Genomic DNA, 16,001 nt, shown 5'->3' with positions numbered 1-16,001 from the left:
CGGTCACGAGGTCCAGCGCCACTCGCGGACCTCGGGCAGGTCCTCGCCGTACTTCGTGACGTGCGCGCGGTGGCGTACGCGCTGATCGGCGAAGTACTGCCGGGTCGCGACGGCCCGCGTCCCCAGCGACGGCACGCGGTCGATGACGTCCATCGCCAGGTGGTAGCGGTCCAGGTTGTTCAGCACGACCATGTCGAACGGCGTGGTCGTCGTACCCTCCTCGATGTAGCCGCGGACGTGCAGGTTGTCGTGCCCGCGCCGGCGGTAGGTGAGGCGGTGGATCAGCCACGGGTAGCCGTGGTACGCGAAGATGATCGGCTTGTCGGTGGTGAACAACGCGTCGAACTCGGCGTCCGACAGACCGTGCGGATGCTCGGTCGAGTCCTGCAGCCGCATCAGGTCGACCACGTTGACGACCCGGATCTTCAACCCGGGCAGGCGTTCCCGCAGCAGGTCGACCGCGGCCATGGTCTCCAGCGTGGGTACGTCGCCGGCGCAGGCCATCACCACGTCCGGGTCACCCTCGTCGTTGCTGGCGAAGTCCCAGACGCCGATGCCGCGGGCGCAGTGCAGCGCGGCGGACTCCCAGTCCAGCCAGCTGGGCTGCGGTTGCTTGCCGGCGACAACGACATTGATGTAGTTCCGGGTCCGCAGGCAGTGGTCCATGGTCGACAGCAGCGTGTTCGCGTCCGGGGGCAGGTAGACCCGGACGACCTCGGCCTTCTTGTTCACCACGTGGTCGATGAAGCCTGGATCCTGATGGGAGAAGCCGTTGTGGTCCTGCCGCCACACGTGCGAGGTGAGCAGGTAGTTCAGCGACGGCACCGGCCGCCGCCAGTCGAGCCGGTTGATCGTCTTCAGCCACTTCGCGTGCTGGTTGACCATCGAGTCGACAATGTGCACGAACGCCTCGTACGACGAGAACAGCCCGTGCCGGCCGGTGAGCAGGTATCCCTCCAGCCAGCCCTGGCAGGTGTGCTCGCTGAGGATCTCGAGCACCCGGCCGTCCGGGGCGAGGTTCTCGTCGGTCGCCCGCCGGTCCGCCAGCCAGGCCTTGCCGGTCGCCTCGTAGACCGCGTTCAGCCGGTTCGACTCGGTCTCGTCCGGGCCGAACAGCCGGAGGTTGTTGTACTCCGCGTTCAGCCGGAAGGCGTCCCGCAGGTACGCCCCGAACACCTTGGTCGGCTCGCCGTCGTCGGCACCGGGGCGCTTCACGGGTACGGCGTACTCCTCGACCGGTGGGAGCTCCAGGTCACGTGTCAGCACGCCGCCGTTCGCGTGCGGGCTCGACCCCATCCGCAGCTCCGGTCCGGGCGCGAGCTCCAGCAGCCGCTCGACCGGCCGGCCTGCCTCGTCGAACAGCTCCTCCGGCCGGTAGCTCCGCAGCCAGGACTCCAGCTGCCGCAGGTGCTCCTCGTTCGTCCGTACGCCGGACAGCGGCACCTGATGTGATCGCCAGGTGTCCTCCACCGGCAGGTCGTCGACCGTGTGCGGACCCGTCCAGCCCTTCGGCGTCCTCAGCACGATCATCGGCCAGGCGGCCCGCGCCGGCCGCTCACGGGACGAGCGCGCGTCGTGCTGGATCTCGTCGATCCGGTCCAGGCACCGGTCGAGGGCGGCGGCCATCGCCTGGTGCACGGTGGCCGGGTCGGACCCCTCGACCAGGTAGGGCTCGTGACCGTACCCCTGCAGGAGCGCGGTCAGCTCCTCGTCGCCGATCCGCGCCAGCAGGGTCGGGTTGGCGATCTTGTAGCCGTTGAGGTGCAGGATCGGCAGCACCGCCCCGTCGCGGACCGGGTCGACGAACTTGTTCGAGTGCCACGAGGTCGCGAGCGGCCCGGTCTCGGCCTCGCCGTCACCGACCACGCAGGCGACCACCAGGTCCGGGTTGTCGGCGGCGGCGCCGTACGCGTGGCTCAGCGAGTAGCCGAGCTCGCCGCCCTCGTTGATCGAGCCCGGTACGTCGGCCGCCACGTGGCTCGGGATGCCGCCGGGGAACGAGAACTGCTTGAACAGCCGGCCCATCCCAAGCTCGTCCTGGGTGGTGTTCGGGTACGCCGCCGTCCAGCTGCCCTCGAGCCAGGTGTTGGCCACGATCGCCGGGCCACCGTGACCGGGGCCGATGACGTACATCAACTGGCGCTGCCGCTCCCGGATCACCCGGTTCAGATGCACGTACACCAGGTTCAGGCCGGGCGTCGTACCCCAGTGGCCGAGCAGCCGGGGCTTGATGTGCTCGGCCCGGAGCGGCTGCCGCAGCAGCGGGTTGTCCAGCAGGTAGATCTGCCCGACGGACAGGTAGTTGGCGGCCCGCCAGTAGGCATCGAGGCCCTGCAACTCCTCGTCGCTCAGCGGGGTGGCGTCGATCTGTTGCACGGGCTCCTCCGTCAGGGCATCAGCAACACTTTCACCGCACCATCGCGTTTCTGCTGGAACATCTCGTAGGCGGCCGGTCCCTCGGCCAACGGTAGGTGGTGGGTCGCGAAGCCGTCCACCTTCAGCGGATCCTCGTCACCGAGCAGCTTCAGGATCTGGTCGGACCAGCGGTGCACGTTGGCCTGGCCCATCCGGAGCTGCAACTGCTTGTCGAAGATCGTCAGCATCGGCAGTGGGTCGGCCATCCCGCCGTACACCCCGATGAGCGAGATCGTGCCGCCCCGCCGGACCGCGTCGACCGCCAGGTAGAGCGCGGCCAGCCGGTCGACCCCGACGGTCTGCATCATCTTGCGCTGGATGGGATCCGGCAGGTAGCCGGCGAGCTGCTGGCTGACCTTCGCCACCGGCGAGCCGTGCGCCTCCATGCCGACGGCATCGATCACCGAGTCCGGCCCGCGGCCCTCGGTACGGTCCTTGATCTCGTCCGCGACCTCGTCGCTGTAGGTGAGCACCTCCACACCCTGGAGCTCGGCGCGCTTGAGCCGCTCGGGCACCAGGTCGACACCGATCACGCGATGCCCGCGGTGGAGCGCGATCCGGCAGCACATGTCCCCGATCGGGCCGAGGCCCAGGACGACGACGGTGCCGCCGTCCGGGATCGCGGCGTACTCGACCGCCTGCCAGGCCGTCGGGAGGACGTCGGACAGGTAGACGAAGCGCTCGTCCGGCGGCCCCTCGGGCACCTTGATCGGCCCGTACTGCGCCTGCGGGACCCGCAGGTACTCCGCCTGGCCGCCGGGGATCTGCCCGTAGAGCTTGGTGTAGCCGAACAGCGCGGCACCCATGCCCTGCTCGCGGACCTGTGTCGTCTCGCACTGCGTCTGCAGGTCCTGCGTGCACATGAAGCACGAACCGCAGGCAATCTGGAACGGTACGACGACGCGGTCGCCGGGCTTCAGGTTGGTGACCTCGGAACCGACCTCCTCGACGATCCCCATCGCCTCGTGGCCGAGAACGTCACCGGGGTCCAGGAACGGCGCCATCACCTCGTACAGGTGAAGGTCGGACCCGCAGATCCCGGTGGTCGTCACCCGGACGACCGCATCGGTCGGCTCCTGGATCCGCGGGTCCGGCACGTCGATGACGTCCACGGAACGCTTGCCCTGCCAGGTGAGGGCCTTCACTAGCGACCCACAGCCTTCTCGAGCTGGGCCTTCGACATCTTCGACCGCCCCTTCACGTTCTTCTGCTTGGCCTCGTTGTACAGCTGCGCCTTCGTCCGCCCCTGCGAGCCGCTGTGCGACCGCAGTCCGCCGCGCCGGCTCGACGAGATGTCCTGCGTCGAGGAGCGGCTCTTCTGCTTGGCCTCGCCGGACCGCGCGCGTTCCTTGTTCACCGTGCGGGCCGCGATCTCCTCCGCGGTGTCCTCGCTCCGGCCGCGCTTCTTCAGGCCGGCCTTGATGTGCTCGTACTGCCGCTCACGTTTCGGGCTCGATCCTGCAGGCATTGTGTGCTCCTTTCACGCCGCTCGCCCGGTACCCGTCACCCTGCGGAACATTCAGCTCGGCGGCGCCGGCACCGGGTTCGCCGCCAGCGCCCGCGCGACCGCCACCAGATTGCTCGCCATCGCGCGGCCGGTCTTCGCCGACCAGTCGTGCCCCTCGTCGGTCTCGGAGTAGCTCGGGCCCGGCCCGGGACCCCTGTTCCAGTACGTCCAGGCCTGCCCCGGGATGGTGTAGCCGATGTCGGCCAGCCCACCGCAGATCTCCGAGATCACGTGGTGCGCGCCGTCCTCGTTGCCGGTGACCACGACCCCGGCGACCCGGTTGTAGGCGACCGGGCGCTCCTCGTCGTCGGTCTCGCTCAGCATCGCGTCCATCCGCTCCAGCGCCCGCTGCGCGATCGACGACGGCCGGCCGAGCCAGGTCGGGGTGGCGAAGATCAGGATGTCGCTGTCCAGCAGCTGCTGGTGGATCCCCGGCCAGTCGTCCCCGGTGCCCTCGTCGCTGCTCACGCCCGGCTTGATGGTCAGGTCCGCCAGCCGGACGCGGTCGACGTCGACCTTCTCCTGCTGGAGGGCCTCGACCACCACGTCGGCCAGCAGATCGGTGTTCGACTCGCTCGGCGACGCCTTCAGGGTGCAGTTCAGGACCAGTGCCCGCATCACGTCTCCTCTGGGTAGGCCCCCGCCGGTTCCCCGTGCCGACCCCGGTATTCGCATGCATGAACTCCCACCCGGCGGGCACCCGAGGGACAACAGCCCACGAAGGAGAAGAACGATGGGTATCGGAGACAAGATGAAGAACGCCGCCGAGGAAGCCAAGGGCAAGGCGAAGGCGAAGACCGGCGACGCGACCGACAACCGCGACCTGCAGGCCGAGGGCGAGACCGAGGAGTCCGTGGCGGCCCTGAAGCAGGCCGGCGAGAAGGCGAAGGACGCCTTCAAGAAGTAGTCACCGCCCCGAACCGGCCACCCCGGCGCCCATCCCCCGCGCGCCGGGGTGGTTCTGTGCGCGGACGAGTTCCGGTAGCGTCGGTCGGGTGGACTTCGAGGAGGCGGCCGATGCGCTCTACGCCGCGCCGGCTGCCGACTTCATTGCTACCCGCAACGAGCTCGCGAAGCAGCTGAAGGCGGACGGCGACCAGCTGGGATCGACCCGGTTGAAGGCGATGCGGAAGCCGACCGTCGCCGCCTGGGTGACCAATCTGGTCGCCCGGCAGCGGCCCGACGACCTGGACGACCTGCTGGCGCTGGGCGACGAGTTCCGCGAGGCGACCGCGGACCTGGACGGCGAGCGGCTGCGCGAGCTGACGCCGAAACGGCACAAACTGCTGGACAAGCTGGCCAAGTCGGCCGCCGAGCTGGCCGCGAAGGAGGGCCAGAAGGTCAGCGCCGACGTCGCCCAGAAGCTCCGCGAGACGCTCGACGCGGCGCTGGTGGATCCGGCCGCGGGCGACGCCGTACGGGAGGGCCGGCTGAGCAGCGCGCTGCGGCACGTCGGGTTCGGTGTGGTGGACGAGAGCGGCGAGCCCACGAACGTCACGCCGCTGACCGACGAGCGCCGGCAGAAGGCGCGGGAACGGCGCAAGGCCGAGACCGCGGCGGAGGAGGAGAAGGAGGAGTCGGCGGCCGAGCGCCGCAAGCGGGAGAAGGCCGAGCAGGAGCAGGAGGAACGCGAGGCCGCCGCGAAGGCCGAGGCGAAGAAGGCGTTCGAGGCCGCGGTCACCGCGGCCCAGGAGGCCGAGGCGACGGTCGAGGACCTGGACAACCAGCTGGACGAGGCCCGCGAGGCGCTGGCCGAGGCCCAGGAACTGGTACGACGGCTGGGCGCGGAGCTGGACGACGCGCGCCGGGCCGCCCGGGACGCACAGAAGGAGAGCCGGGAGGCGCGGAAGCGGTACAACCGTCTCTGACCTGGGTACCGGCGCGAACGACGAGAGGAGCCGGGCGATGGCGCGGTCGATCTGGAGCGGGTACATCAACTTCGGACTGGTCTCGGTGCCGGTCGGGCTGTACAGCGCGACCCAGGAGCACGAGGTCGACTTCCACCAGTTCCAGAAGGGCACGTCCGACCGGATCCGGTACAAGCGGGTGAACGAGCGCACCGGACGCGAGGTCGACTACGAGAAGATCGTCAAGGGTCACGACCTCGGTGACGGCAAATACGTGATCGTCGAGCCCGAGGAGCTGGACAACATCGCGCCCGGCAAGTCCCGGTCGCTGGAGATCTCCACCTTCGTCGACCTGGACGACATCGACCCGATCTACTACCAGAAGAGCTACTACCTGGGCCCGAAGGACTCCGACAACAAGGGGTCGTACGCGCTGCTCCGGGACGCGCTGAAGAAGACCAACCGAGCCGGGATCGCGAAGTTCGTCATGCGCGGCAAGGAGTACCTGGCCACCATCCGGGCCCAGGACAAGGTGCTGGTGCTGAACACGATGTACTTCGCCGACGAGATCCGCGACCCGGCCAAGGAGCTCGACGACCTGCCGGCCAAGTCGAGTGCCGGCAAGCAGTTGACGATGGCGGCCGACCTGATCGAGGCGATGAGCGGCGACTGGAAGCCGAGCGCCTACAAGGACACCTACACCGAGCGGGTGAAGGACCTGGTCGAGACCAAGCGCAAGGGTCAGGAGGTCGTCTTCAACGAGGAGGAGCCGGAGGCCACCACCCCGACCGACCTCGTCTCCGCCCTGCGCGCCAGCGTCGAGGCCGCGCGCAGCCGCCGTACCTCCGGCGGTGCCGCGAAGAAGACCGGCTCCGGCGCCAAGAAGTCGACCGCGAAGAAGACGACCGCGAGGAAGTCGACCGCTGGAAAGTCGACAGCGAAGAAGGCGACGACCAAGAAGAAGAGCACCGCGAAGAAGACGTCGGCGCGGAAGAAGGCGGCCTGACGGGCTCACTCGCCCAGCAGGTACCTGCCCGGGTTGGCTGGCGCGCCCGCGTCCAGCCAGCGGTGGAAGCCGTCGGGATTGCGGCGCTCGAACTCGTCCAGGCAGATCCGCCGCACCTCGGCGACCGCCTGGCGGTCGCGCGGCCCGGCGCCCTGAGCGAGCGTGGTCGCCGTCTCCGTCTACACCCCGCAGAGCTCCTCGATGCTGAGCGGGCACTTGAGCGAGGCGATCAACTGCTCGTCCTCCTGCAACTCCGCCTCGGTCAAGCGCTCGAGCCGGCGCTGACGCCGCGACGGCCGCGGGCGGCGCTCCGGGGTCACGAGATCGATCAGGATGAACAGACCGGCCATGAGCAACGCCACCGCCAGGCCGACCGCACCCCACGCGAGCAGCCGCACCAGACCCGGCATGCACAGCACCCCGGCGGCCGCGGCTCCGGCCACGACCACCGCGGACTGGTACGGCGCGTCGTCGGCAACGTGCCGGATCACCGCGGCCAGCGGCCACACCAGCGCGAAGACGACGGCGAGCAGGATCGAGGCGGCGAGCGGACCGAGCAGCAGTACGCCGGCGAGCACGCCCGTCGTACCGACCCCCAGAGCACCCGCGACCGCCGTCCGACGCATCAGCGGGGAAGGACGCATCACCGGAACTCACCCACGACACACCTCACCTGAACCCGCCCCACACACCTACCCGTCAGAACGAACGGCTGCTCCGCACCGTTCCCACCGGGTGAGGTCGATCAGGCGCCGGTCTCCGAGTGCGGCGCGTGCACGGGCTTCGACTGCGCCGACCGGCGTTGCCGCAGGTAGACGGACCCGCCGACGATCGCGGCGACCGCGAGGAACTCGCTCTGCCAGTTCTGGAACGACTCGTACCAGAACTGCGAGGTCTGCACGTACTGCCAGGCGGTCACCGTCTCACCGCCGTGCTGCGCCTGCTCCTCGCTGAACGCCGCGGCGCCGGTCACCGCGTGCAACCAGAACGACAGCAGGAACACGAGCCCGAAGGCGATCGCGAGCGAGTTCTCGTACAACCACAGCACCCCGGCCGAACCATGCCGGACCGGCCAGGGCGCCGACGTGTCGTTGCGGTGCTTACGCGGATCCTCGTCCTGTGGGGCCGACCCCTCGAGCGGCCGCGACTCCGCCGACCCCTTCTGCACCAGGTACGCCGTCAGCAGGACGTACATCCCCATCTGCAGGAACTCGGACTCCCAGTTCTCGAACACCGCCTCGCCGAACGACGACGAGACGACGTACCGCCCGAGGCTCTGCGGCGGCTGTCCGTGATCGGCGAGCTCGGAGTTCTCCTGGGCGTGCCCGGTGAACAGCAGGCCGAGCAGGAACACGAAGAACAGCGCCAGGTTGATCAGGAGCAGCGAACGCAGTCGGATCCATCGCATGTTTCCTTCGTACCGGACGACCGGCGCGAAACGGGTCAGGCCGCGCTGGACGCCGGCTCCGGCTCCGCGTGGTCGAGCGGGTGGGCGAGCTCGTCCGACGGCATCCGGCCGAAGTACACGACCGCGAAGGAGATCAGCGCGGGCCCGATCCCGGCGATCAGGAACACCGCCGTCAGGCCCAGTACGGCGCCCGCCGGGCCGGCCAGCGCCATCGACAGCGGCATCAGCAGCAGCGAGACGAAGAAGTCCAGGCTGGCGATCCGGCCGCGCAGGTGGTCCGGCACCCGGCGCTGCAGCAGCGTCCCCCAGATCACCATCGCCGCCGAGCTGGTCAGGCCGACGACGGCCGCACCGGCCATCATCATCCACAGGTCGCGGGCGAACCCGAGCACCGCGAACGGCAGCGACCCGACACCCCACAGCAGCGTCATCACGGTCAGGTACCGCCGGGGCAGGCTGCGCGACGAGATCAGCAACGCGCCGGCGGCCCCGCCGATGCCGAACGCGGCCAGCACCAGCCCGAACTCCGTCGGTCCGCCACCGAGCTGGTCCCGGATGGCGAACGGCAGCAGCACCTCGAGCGGCCCGAGGATCAGCAGCACGAACACGGTGCCGAACAGCAGCGAGGCGAGCAGCCAGCGGGTCCGCCGTACGTAGCTCCACCCTTCGCGCAGGTCGCCGAAGATGGTCCGCGCTTCGGGCTTCTCGCCGGAGTCCTCGACGTCGCCGGGCTCGACCGGCTCGAACCCGCTCGACGGCACCCGCATCGCGAGCACGCACCCGGCGGAGAAGAAGTACGTCAACGAGGTCACCAGGATCGCGACCCCGGGCGAGAGCGCCGCGATCGCCAGACCTCCGATCGCCGGACCCGTCGCCTGCTGGGCGAGTGGTCGCAGCGTGCCCTCCAGACCGTTCGCGGCCAGCAATTCGTCGGCTGGAAGCAGCTTCGGGACGAGCGCTGTGTACGCCGGGATGAGGAACGCCTCCCCGGCGCCGATCAGCACCGCGGCGGCGGCCAGCTGCCAGATCTCGAGCAAGTCGCTCAGCGCGAGCCCAGCCACGACCAGCAGGACTACGCCCCGGACGCTGTCCGCGGCGATAATCACGCTGCGCTGCGACAACCGGTCGGCCGCGATCCCGCCGAACAGCACGCAGACCACCAGGCCGATGCTGTACGCCGTGGTCACCACCGACAGCTGGACCGGCCCGCCACCCAGCTCGATCACCTGCCAGGCGAGCGCGACCAGCCACAGCCCGCTGCCGAGCAGCGCGACCGCCAGTCCGGTCCACAGCAGCCGGTAGTCCCGGTGCCTCAGCGGCTGAACCGCCTTCCAGCTCACGTCGTCCTCCCCTGGTCGTTGTCCGGCGAGCATACACAGGGAAACAGTTCGTGTGTCAACTGTTTATCTGCGCACTGAACGGCGTACACTCTCTCCATGCCGACGACGATGAGCGCCGAACAGCTGGGTGCGTGGCGGGCCATGTACCGCGCGGACTCCCTGCTGTTCACGCATCTCGACAACACGCTGCGCACCCGGCTGAAGATGGGGTACTTCGAGCACGAGGTGCTGCGGACCCTGGACCTGGCCGGCGGCCGGCTGCGGATGGCGCCGCTAGCGGAGCAGCTGATGATGTCCCGCAGTGGCTGCACCCGGCTGGTCGGGAAGCTCGAGGACAAGGACGGCTGGGTCGTCCGCCGGAACACGCCCGAGGACCGCCGGGCCACCTGGGCCGAGCTCACGCCCGCCGGACGGGAGGCGCTCGAGGCTGCTCAACCCGTGGTCGAGGCTGTGGTGTCGACGTTCTTCGCCGATCATGTATCAGATGAGGACCTTCGCCGCGCGAGCAGAATCCTGGACGTCCTGGCCGACGCGAACCCGAACGACGACGGGTTCGACTGCGGCCTCTGACCTTCGGGACGCCCGGCCGTGACCGGCGTCGACGAGCGGTTCGCGGACCGCGTCCGGGGCCTCGAGCCGACGCCGGGCGACCTCTCGACCGACCAGCTGCGCAGCCTGTACGACGCTCAGCTCGGCAGCCGGCACGCGGACCTCGCGGCCCGCTGGATGCAGTCGCAGGGGCACGGCTTCTACACGATCGGGTCGGCCGGCCACGAGGGGAACGCCGCGGTCGCCGCCGCCCTGCAACCCACCGACCCGGCCCTGCTGCACTACCGGTCCGGCGCGTTCTACCTGGCCCGGGCCGAGCAGTGCGGCTCGAAGGAGGGCTTGCGCGACATCCTGCTCGGCGTCGCGGCCGCCACCGCCGAGCCGATCGCCGGCGGCCGGCACAAGGTCTTCGGCCGGCACGACCTGGCGATCATCCCGCAGACCTCCACGATCGCGTCGCACCTGCCGCGGGCGATGGGGGTCGCGTTCTCGATCTCGCGGTCGGCGAAGCTCGGCGTACCGTCGCCGTGGCCGCACGACGCGGTCGTGGTGACCAGCTTCGGCGACGCCTCGGCGAACCACTCGACCGCGACCGGTGCGATCAACGCCGCCCTGCACGCGTCGTACCAGGGGCTGCCGATGCCGTTGCTGCTGGTCTGCGAGGACAACGGGATCGGGATCAGCGTGCGCACGCCGGAGGGCTGGATCCGGCAGGCGTACGGGCAGCGGCCCGGCCTGCGATACTTCGATGCCGACGGCACCGATCTCGCCGCGGCGCTGTCGATGGCGACCGAGGCGGCGACCTTCGTCCGGCGGAACCGGCGGCCCGCGTTCCTCCGGCTGCGGACCGTCCGGCTGCTCGGCCACGCCGGCTCGGACGTGGAAGCGGCGTACCGCTCGCCGGCCGAGCTGACCGCGGACGAGGAGCTCGACCCCCTGCTCGGTACGGCGCGCCTGCTGCTCGGCGCCGGTTACACGGCCGACGAGGTGATCGAACTGTACGAGGACAAGCGGTCGGAGGTGATGCGGATCGCGGCCGAGGTCGCCGGGTTGCCGCAGTTGTCCACCGCCCAGGCGGTGTCCGCGCCGCTGCGGTTCCCGGAGCCGGAGACGGTGGCCGGATCGATGCCCCGCCTCAGTGGTACGCCGGAGCCGCTCACGCTGAGCCAGTCGATCAACCGGGCGCTGGCCGACGTGCTCGCGTCGTACCCGGAAGCGATGGTCTTCGGCGAGGACGTCGGCCGCAAGGGCGGCGTGTACGGCGTGACCCGCGGACTGCAGAAGGCGTTCGGGCCGGCGCGGGTGTTCGACACGTTGCTGGACGAGCAGTCGATCCTCGGCCTGGCCCTCGGCGCCGGGGTGTCCGGGCTGCTGCCGGTCCCCGAGATCCAGTACCTCGCCTACCTGCACAACGCCGAGGACCAGTTGCGCGGCGAGGCGGCGTCGCTCAAGTTCTTCTCCCAGGAGCAGTACGCGAACCCGATGGTGCTGCGGATCGCCGGCTACGGCTACCAGAAGGGGTTCGGCGGCCACTTCCACAACGACGACGCGATCGGCGTCCTGCGCGACATCCCCGGCATCGTGATCGCGTCCCCGTCCCGGCCTGACGACGCGGCCGCGATGCTGCACACGTGCGCGGCCGCGGCCCGTTCGTCCGGCACGGTCAGCGTGTTCCTCGAGCCGATCGCGCTCTACCACCGGCGGGACCTGTACGACGACGGCGACGACGCCTGGCTCGCGCCGTACCCCTCGGACGGCGATCCGGTGCCGATCGGGCGCGGCCGGACGTACGGCGACGGGGACGGGCTGACCATCGTGACGTTCGGCAACGGCGTACCGATGAGTCTGCGGGTGGCCGCGCGCGTGCCCGGCGTCCGCGTGCTCGACCTGCGCTGGCTGGCCCCGCTGCCGGTCGACGATCTGTTGCGGGAGGCAACCGCCACCGGCAAGGTCCTGGTGGTCGACGAGACCCGCCGCTCGGGCGGGGTCTCCGAAGGTGTGCTGGCGACGCTGATCGACTACGGGTACGCCGGCCGGCTGGCGCGGGTGGCCAGCCACGACTCCTACGTACCGCTGGGGGCGGCCGCGCACCACGTCCTGGTCAGCGAGCGGGAGATCGAGACCGCCGCCCGCGAGCTGCTCAGCTGAACAGCTTCTGCCAGAAGGACTTCTTCCGCGGCGCCTCGTCCGGCGTCGCCGCATCGGCCTGAGCGGGCTCAGGGCGGTGCGCACGCCAGTGCTCGAGGATCTCCTCCTCGTTCACGGTGCCGACCGGGACGACCGGGCCGGTGGTGTCGCGGATGCTGACCAGGATCCGCTGGTTCAGGTCGGCTAGGTAGTCGCGCACCTCGGACTCCCGGCGCATCCCGGCGACCTTCTCGCGGACCTGCTGCTTCTCCTTGCGCAACTGGACCGCGGCCGGCAGCAGCGCCTCGGTGTCGACCTGCTCGCGGCGGATGAAGTCCTTCACCCACCAGTCGGGATCATGCTGGTCGGCCAGCCGCAACGGCTTCCCGGCCCCGGCCAGGTCGTCGAACTCGCCGGCCTTCTGCGCCTGCTGGATCTGGGCCTCGACCCAGTCCTGGGTCCTCATGCCCGGTGGCTTCCGCTCGGTCACGACTGCACCTCGTCTGTCCTCAGCGACAGTTGCTCCCCGCAGTCTACCGGCTTGTGAATGCGCTCACAAGGCGTGGGCTGCGGGAAGCGGCCGCCCGGTCAGGCCACGGTGGCGTCGACCACGACGGGAATGTTGCCGCGGGTCGCGTTCGAGTAAGGGCACACCTTGTGGGCGGCCTCCACCAGCGAGTCGGCGGTGGCCTGGTCGATGCCACCGAACTCGGCGTGCAGCGCGGCGGAGAGCCCGAAGCCGCCGTCCTCGGTCCGGTTGATGCTGATCTCGGCGACCACTGCCGAGTCGCTGATGGTGATCCGATCGCCGGCGGCGACGGCCTTCAGCGCCGAGTGGAAGCAAGCCGCCCAGCCGGCGGCGAAGAGCTGCTCGGGGTTGGTCGCGCCCCCAGGCCCACCCATCTCCCGCGGGATCGCGAGGGTGAGGTCGACGAGGCCGTCGTCGCTGGCGGTGCGTCCGCCGGCGCGGCCGTCCCCGGTGGAGGTGGCGACGGCGGTGTAGACGGATTCAGACATGACGTGCTCTCTTCCTGGTGTAGAGGTGTGCGTTGGTGCGAAGGGTCAGCGGTCGCGGCCGTCGGTCTCGAGGAGGCGCAGCCAGAGCTCGCTGATGGTGGGATAGGCAGGTACGGCGTGCCAGAGCCGGTCCAGCGGGACCTCGCCGGCAATGGCGATCGTGGCCGCGTGCAGGAGCTCGGCGACGTCGGGCCCGACCGCGGTGAAGCCGATCAAGACGTTCCGCTCGTCGTCGACGACCATCCGGGCCTGGCCGCGGTAGCCGTCGGCGTGCAGTGCCGCGCCGGCGACCGATCCCAGGTCGTAGTCCACGACGCGGACCTTGCGGCCGGCGGTGGCCGCGGCGTCGGCCGACAGCCCGACGGCAGCCACCTCGGGATCGGTGAAGATCACCTGCGTGGTGGCGCGCTCGTCGGCCGTGACCGCGTGGCGGCCCCAGGGACCGAGGTCGAGATTCTCGCCGCGCGCCCGGGCTGCGATCGCGTCACCGAGCGCACGACCCTGATACTTACCGTGGTGTGTGAGCAAGGCCCGCTTGTTCACATCACCCGCGGCGTAGAGCCAGCCACCGTCCACAGGCTGGCCGGACTCGTCGACGACAGCGAGGGCATCGTCGACGGACAGCCACTCGCCCGGGGTGAGACCGAGGTGATCCAGGCCGAGGTCCTTCGTGTTGGGTGTGCGTCCGGTCGCGACGAGAACCTCATCGGCTTCGACAATCGCACCGTCCGACAGGGTGAGCTGCACCGTGCCCGAGTCGTCGCGCCGAGCCTCGACGGCATCCACCCCGAGATGGATCGACACCCCACCCGCGCGGAGAGCGGCCGTGACCTGTTCGCCGGCGAAAGGTTCCACCCCCGGCAGCAGCCGCGTCTGCGAGACGAGGGTCACCTGCGAACCGAGGGCGCTGAACGCGGTGGCCATCTCGGCACCGACAACCCCGCCGCCGATGACGGCGAGCCGACGCGGGACAGCCTGGACGGCGGCAGCCTCCCTGCTCGTCCACGGCGCAACTTCGGCCAGTCCGCGAATCGGCGGCACGTTGGCGCTGCTTCCGGTGGCGATCACGACCGCGTGGCGGGCCTGAAGCGTCGTGGTCGTCCCGTCGGCGTGGCTGACGGTGACAGTGCGAGTTCCGGTGATGCGTCCGTGCCCACGGACCAGCGTGATCCCCGCGTGGTTCAGCCATTCGACCTGACCGGCGTCGTCCCAGCCGGACGCGAACCGGTCCCGGCGGGCGAGCACAGCGGCCGGGTCCAGCTCGCCGGTCACGGCCCCGCCGGCGGCCGGCAGCGCGCGGGCGGCGCGGATCGCGGCGGCGTCGCGGAGCAGGGCCTTGGTCGGCATGCACGCCCAGTACGAGCATTCCCCGCCGACGAGCTCGCGTTCGACGATCGCTGCGGTCAGTCCGCCCTGCACCGCGCGGTCGGCGACGTTCTCCCCGACCGGTCCCGCGCCGACGATCACCACGTCGAAGGCCGAGTGCGTGTCCGTCATCTCACCGCTCCTTCGCCGTCAGGCGGTGCAGGCGGATCGCGGAGAGCAGGAAAAAGATCCCACCCAGCGTCGCGTAGCCGGCGACGACCATGAGCGAGGCCTTCGGGCCGCCCGCCATCGCGAGGAAACCTCCGCCGGCGAAGACGGAGAGTGCGCCGCTCAGGATCATCGGCCACTGACCGCCGAGCCGGTACCGCAGGAGGGCGACGATCAGCTGGACGATGCCGGCCGTGATCGCCCAGACGCCCCACACCCGCAACACGCTCGGGATCCCGGAGGCGGCCGCGACGCCCAACCCGACGGCGGCCAGCAAACTCAATCCCACGTTGACGTACAGCGGTGTCTTGGAGCGGGCCGCACCGGACGACCGGACGTCGACCACGGCCGCGGCGACGTCGAACAGCGGGTAGAGCACGAGCAGCACCACCGCGCCCGGGTTGATCGTGCCGGCGATCGCCGCCACCAGGATCGCCCAGACGACGGCGAAGCCGAACCGGACGTAGTACAGGCGTCGCAGCGCTCTGGCACTTCCGCCTGCGTCGGCGGCAGTGCCAGTGGCCCCGGCGTCTCGCAATGAGCTGGACATCTGCTCCCTCTTCCACATAGATAGAACGATCGGTACACCTGAGCTTTCCGGGTGGATTCGGTCTTGTCAAGACCGATCGTTCTATCTGCTAGGCTCGACGGCGTTCGTCCGTACGGAGGTGAACCTGATGTCCCAGGCACGGTCCCGGTTGCTCGATACCGCCACCGGGCTCTTCTACGCCGAGGGCCTGCACGCGGTGGGCGTCGATCGGGTGATCGCCGAGGCGCAGGTGACCCGGGCCACGCTGTACCGGCACTTCCCGAGCAAGGACGACCTCATCGTCGCGTACCTGACCGGGATCGACGAGGCGATCCGGGCCCGGCTGGACGCCGGCCGGTCGCGGGACGCGCACCCGGACGAACTCATCCGGGATGTCGCGCAGTTCATCGCCGACGAGCTCCAGCGGCCCGGCTTCCGGGGGTGCGCGTTCCTCAACGCCGCCGCCGAATACCCGGACCCGGCGCACCCGGTGCACCGCGCGGTGGTCGAGCACCGGGAATGGTTCCTGGCGACGCTCACCGAGCTCTTCTCCGGGATCGGGAAGATCGACCCGGAGCCCGCCGCCCGGCATTTCGTGATGCTGCGCGACGGCGCGATGGCCGCCGGCTGCCTGACCGACCCGAAGCCGGTCGGCGAGACCTTCCTGCGCGGGGTCGAAGGACTGCTGACCTACCGCAGCCGGGAGAATGCGGGGCACTAGGG

At 70.2% G+C, this 16,001-nt stretch carries 17 protein-coding genes; 6 read left to right on the top strand and 11 right to left on the bottom strand.

All coding sequences use genetic code 11. The annotated features are described in order from the left end of the window. Window positions 1–3: 3 nt before the first annotated feature. Genes ACQPYZ_RS04535 through ACQPYZ_RS04520 form a run of 4 tightly spaced genes read right to left on the bottom strand, consistent with a single transcriptional unit; the run spans window position 4 to window position 4,540 of the window. The gene (locus ACQPYZ_RS04535; RefSeq protein WP_433165520.1) at window positions 4–2,376 is read right to left on the bottom strand and encodes a phosphoketolase family protein; all 2,373 of its coding nucleotides are present in this window, start codon (window positions 2,374–2,376) and stop codon (window positions 4–6) included. Between the two features lie 11 nt (window positions 2,377–2,387). Continuing rightward, a complete protein-coding gene (locus tag ACQPYZ_RS04530) occupies window positions 2,388–3,560 on the bottom strand; it encodes a zinc-dependent alcohol dehydrogenase (protein WP_433165518.1) in 1,173 nt (390 codons plus the stop codon). Continuing rightward, window positions 3,560–3,883, bottom strand: a complete 324-nt coding sequence (locus ACQPYZ_RS04525; protein ID WP_433165517.1) for a plasmid stabilization protein — start codon at window positions 3,881–3,883, stop codon at window positions 3,560–3,562. Before ACQPYZ_RS04525 ends, ACQPYZ_RS04530 begins: the two co-directional genes overlap by 1 nt. A 51-nt stretch (window positions 3,884–3,934) precedes the next feature. Beyond that, on the bottom strand, window positions 3,935–4,540 hold the full coding sequence (locus ACQPYZ_RS04520; RefSeq protein WP_433165515.1) for a flavodoxin family protein: 606 nt from the start codon (window positions 4,538–4,540) through the stop codon (window positions 3,935–3,937). A 115-nt stretch (window positions 4,541–4,655) separates the two neighbouring features. Between ACQPYZ_RS04520 and ACQPYZ_RS04515 the strand changes: the two genes are divergently transcribed. The 3 genes from ACQPYZ_RS04515 to ACQPYZ_RS04505 all read left to right on the top strand — a co-directional run bounded on the left by ACQPYZ_RS04515 (window position 4,656) and on the right by ACQPYZ_RS04505 (window position 6,775). Further along, window positions 4,656–4,829, top strand: a complete 174-nt coding sequence (locus ACQPYZ_RS04515; RefSeq protein WP_433165513.1) for a CsbD family protein — start codon at window positions 4,656–4,658, stop codon at window positions 4,827–4,829. An 88-nt stretch (window positions 4,830–4,917) separates the two neighbouring features. Next, the gene (locus ACQPYZ_RS04510; RefSeq protein WP_433165511.1) at window positions 4,918–5,790 is read left to right on the top strand and encodes a hypothetical protein; all 873 of its coding nucleotides are present in this window, start codon (window positions 4,918–4,920) and stop codon (window positions 5,788–5,790) included. 37 nt (window positions 5,791–5,827) lie between these two features. Next, entirely contained in the window at window positions 5,828–6,775 is a 948-nt protein-coding gene (locus ACQPYZ_RS04505; RefSeq protein ID WP_433165509.1) for a Ku protein, read from the top strand. Between the two features lie 179 nt (window positions 6,776–6,954). Here the strand turns inward: ACQPYZ_RS04505 and ACQPYZ_RS04500 are convergent, their stop codons facing one another. The 3 genes from ACQPYZ_RS04500 to ACQPYZ_RS04490 all read right to left on the bottom strand — a co-directional run bounded on the left by ACQPYZ_RS04500 (window position 6,955) and on the right by ACQPYZ_RS04490 (window position 9,523). Beyond that, on the bottom strand, window positions 6,955–7,422 hold the full coding sequence (locus ACQPYZ_RS04500; RefSeq protein ID WP_433165507.1) for a hypothetical protein: 468 nt from the start codon (window positions 7,420–7,422) through the stop codon (window positions 6,955–6,957). A 98-nt stretch (window positions 7,423–7,520) separates the two neighbouring features. Continuing rightward, window positions 7,521–8,183, bottom strand: a complete 663-nt coding sequence (locus tag ACQPYZ_RS04495; RefSeq protein ID WP_433165505.1) for a DUF6766 family protein — start codon at window positions 8,181–8,183, stop codon at window positions 7,521–7,523. Window positions 8,184–8,218: 35 nt separating this feature from the next. Continuing rightward, window positions 8,219–9,523, bottom strand: coding sequence for an MFS transporter (locus ACQPYZ_RS04490; protein WP_433165503.1), 1,305 nt, complete (start codon window positions 9,521–9,523; stop codon window positions 8,219–8,221). A 96-nt stretch (window positions 9,524–9,619) separates the two neighbouring features. Here ACQPYZ_RS04490 and ACQPYZ_RS04485 point away from each other — a divergent pair, with 96 nt between their 5' ends. Together ACQPYZ_RS04485 and ACQPYZ_RS04480 are read left to right on the top strand one after the other, a co-directional pair. Further along, on the top strand, window positions 9,620–10,093 hold the full coding sequence (locus tag ACQPYZ_RS04485; RefSeq protein ID WP_433165501.1) for a MarR family winged helix-turn-helix transcriptional regulator: 474 nt from the start codon (window positions 9,620–9,622) through the stop codon (window positions 10,091–10,093). An 18-nt stretch (window positions 10,094–10,111) separates the two neighbouring features. Beyond that, a complete protein-coding gene (locus tag ACQPYZ_RS04480; RefSeq protein WP_433165499.1) occupies window positions 10,112–12,220 on the top strand; it encodes a thiamine pyrophosphate-dependent enzyme in 2,109 nt (702 codons plus the stop codon). Here the strand turns inward: ACQPYZ_RS04480 and ACQPYZ_RS04475 are convergent. The 4 genes from ACQPYZ_RS04475 to ACQPYZ_RS04460 form a co-directional block, all read right to left on the bottom strand. Next, the gene (locus tag ACQPYZ_RS04475; RefSeq protein WP_433165497.1) at window positions 12,213–12,689 is read right to left on the bottom strand and encodes a DUF1992 domain-containing protein; all 477 of its coding nucleotides are present in this window, start codon (window positions 12,687–12,689) and stop codon (window positions 12,213–12,215) included. The two genes, ACQPYZ_RS04480 and ACQPYZ_RS04475, sit on opposite strands and share 8 nt — an antisense overlap. Before the next feature lie 98 nt (window positions 12,690–12,787). Further along, the gene (locus ACQPYZ_RS04470; protein ID WP_433165495.1) at window positions 12,788–13,216 is read right to left on the bottom strand and encodes an organic hydroperoxide resistance protein; all 429 of its coding nucleotides are present in this window, start codon (window positions 13,214–13,216) and stop codon (window positions 12,788–12,790) included. 45 nt (window positions 13,217–13,261) lie between these two features. Then, on the bottom strand, window positions 13,262–14,713 hold the full coding sequence (locus ACQPYZ_RS04465; protein ID WP_433165492.1) for a dihydrolipoyl dehydrogenase family protein: 1,452 nt from the start codon (window positions 14,711–14,713) through the stop codon (window positions 13,262–13,264). 1 nt (window position 14,714) lies between these two features. Then, window positions 14,715–15,299 (bottom strand): hypothetical protein, encoded by a 585-nt coding sequence (locus ACQPYZ_RS04460; RefSeq protein WP_433165489.1) that lies wholly within the window; start codon window positions 15,297–15,299, stop codon window positions 14,715–14,717. Window positions 15,300–15,426: 127 nt separating this feature from the next. Here ACQPYZ_RS04460 and ACQPYZ_RS04455 point away from each other — a divergent pair, with 127 nt between their 5' ends. Beyond that, a complete protein-coding gene (locus ACQPYZ_RS04455) occupies window positions 15,427–15,999 on the top strand; it encodes a TetR/AcrR family transcriptional regulator (protein WP_433165486.1) in 573 nt (190 codons plus the stop codon). Window positions 16,000–16,001: the final 2 nt, after the last annotated feature.

The sequence above is a fragment of the Kribbella sp. CA-247076 genome, from assembly GCF_050942445.1.
In the GTDB taxonomy this organism is placed as follows: domain Bacteria; phylum Actinomycetota; class Actinomycetes; order Propionibacteriales; family Kribbellaceae; genus Kribbella.
This window is presented reverse-complemented; position numbering and strand designations above follow the sequence as displayed.

Coding starts and splice junctions, on each gene's coding strand:
- ACQPYZ_RS04525 (WP_433165517.1), bottom strand. CDS start 3,883: ATGCCTGCAGGATCGAGCCCGAAACGTGAGCGGCAGTACGAGCACATC.
- ACQPYZ_RS04520 (WP_433165515.1), bottom strand. CDS start 4,540: ATGCGGGCACTGGTCCTGAACTGCACCCTGAAGGCGTCGCCGAGCGAG.
- ACQPYZ_RS04515 (WP_433165513.1), top strand. CDS start 4,656: ATGGGTATCGGAGACAAGATGAAGAACGCCGCCGAGGAAGCCAAGGGC.
- ACQPYZ_RS04505 (WP_433165509.1), top strand. CDS start 5,828: ATGGCGCGGTCGATCTGGAGCGGGTACATCAACTTCGGACTGGTCTCG.
- ACQPYZ_RS04495 (WP_433165505.1), bottom strand. CDS start 8,183: ATGCGATGGATCCGACTGCGTTCGCTGCTCCTGATCAACCTGGCGCTG.
- ACQPYZ_RS04485 (WP_433165501.1), top strand. CDS start 9,620: ATGCCGACGACGATGAGCGCCGAACAGCTGGGTGCGTGGCGGGCCATG.
- ACQPYZ_RS04470 (WP_433165495.1), bottom strand. CDS start 13,216: ATGTCTGAATCCGTCTACACCGCCGTCGCCACCTCCACCGGGGACGGC.
- ACQPYZ_RS04465 (WP_433165492.1), bottom strand. CDS start 14,713: ATGACGGACACGCACTCGGCCTTCGACGTGGTGATCGTCGGCGCGGGA.
- ACQPYZ_RS04460 (WP_433165489.1), bottom strand. CDS start 15,299: ATGTCCAGCTCATTGCGAGACGCCGGGGCCACTGGCACTGCCGCCGAC.
- ACQPYZ_RS04455 (WP_433165486.1), top strand. CDS start 15,427: ATGTCCCAGGCACGGTCCCGGTTGCTCGATACCGCCACCGGGCTCTTC.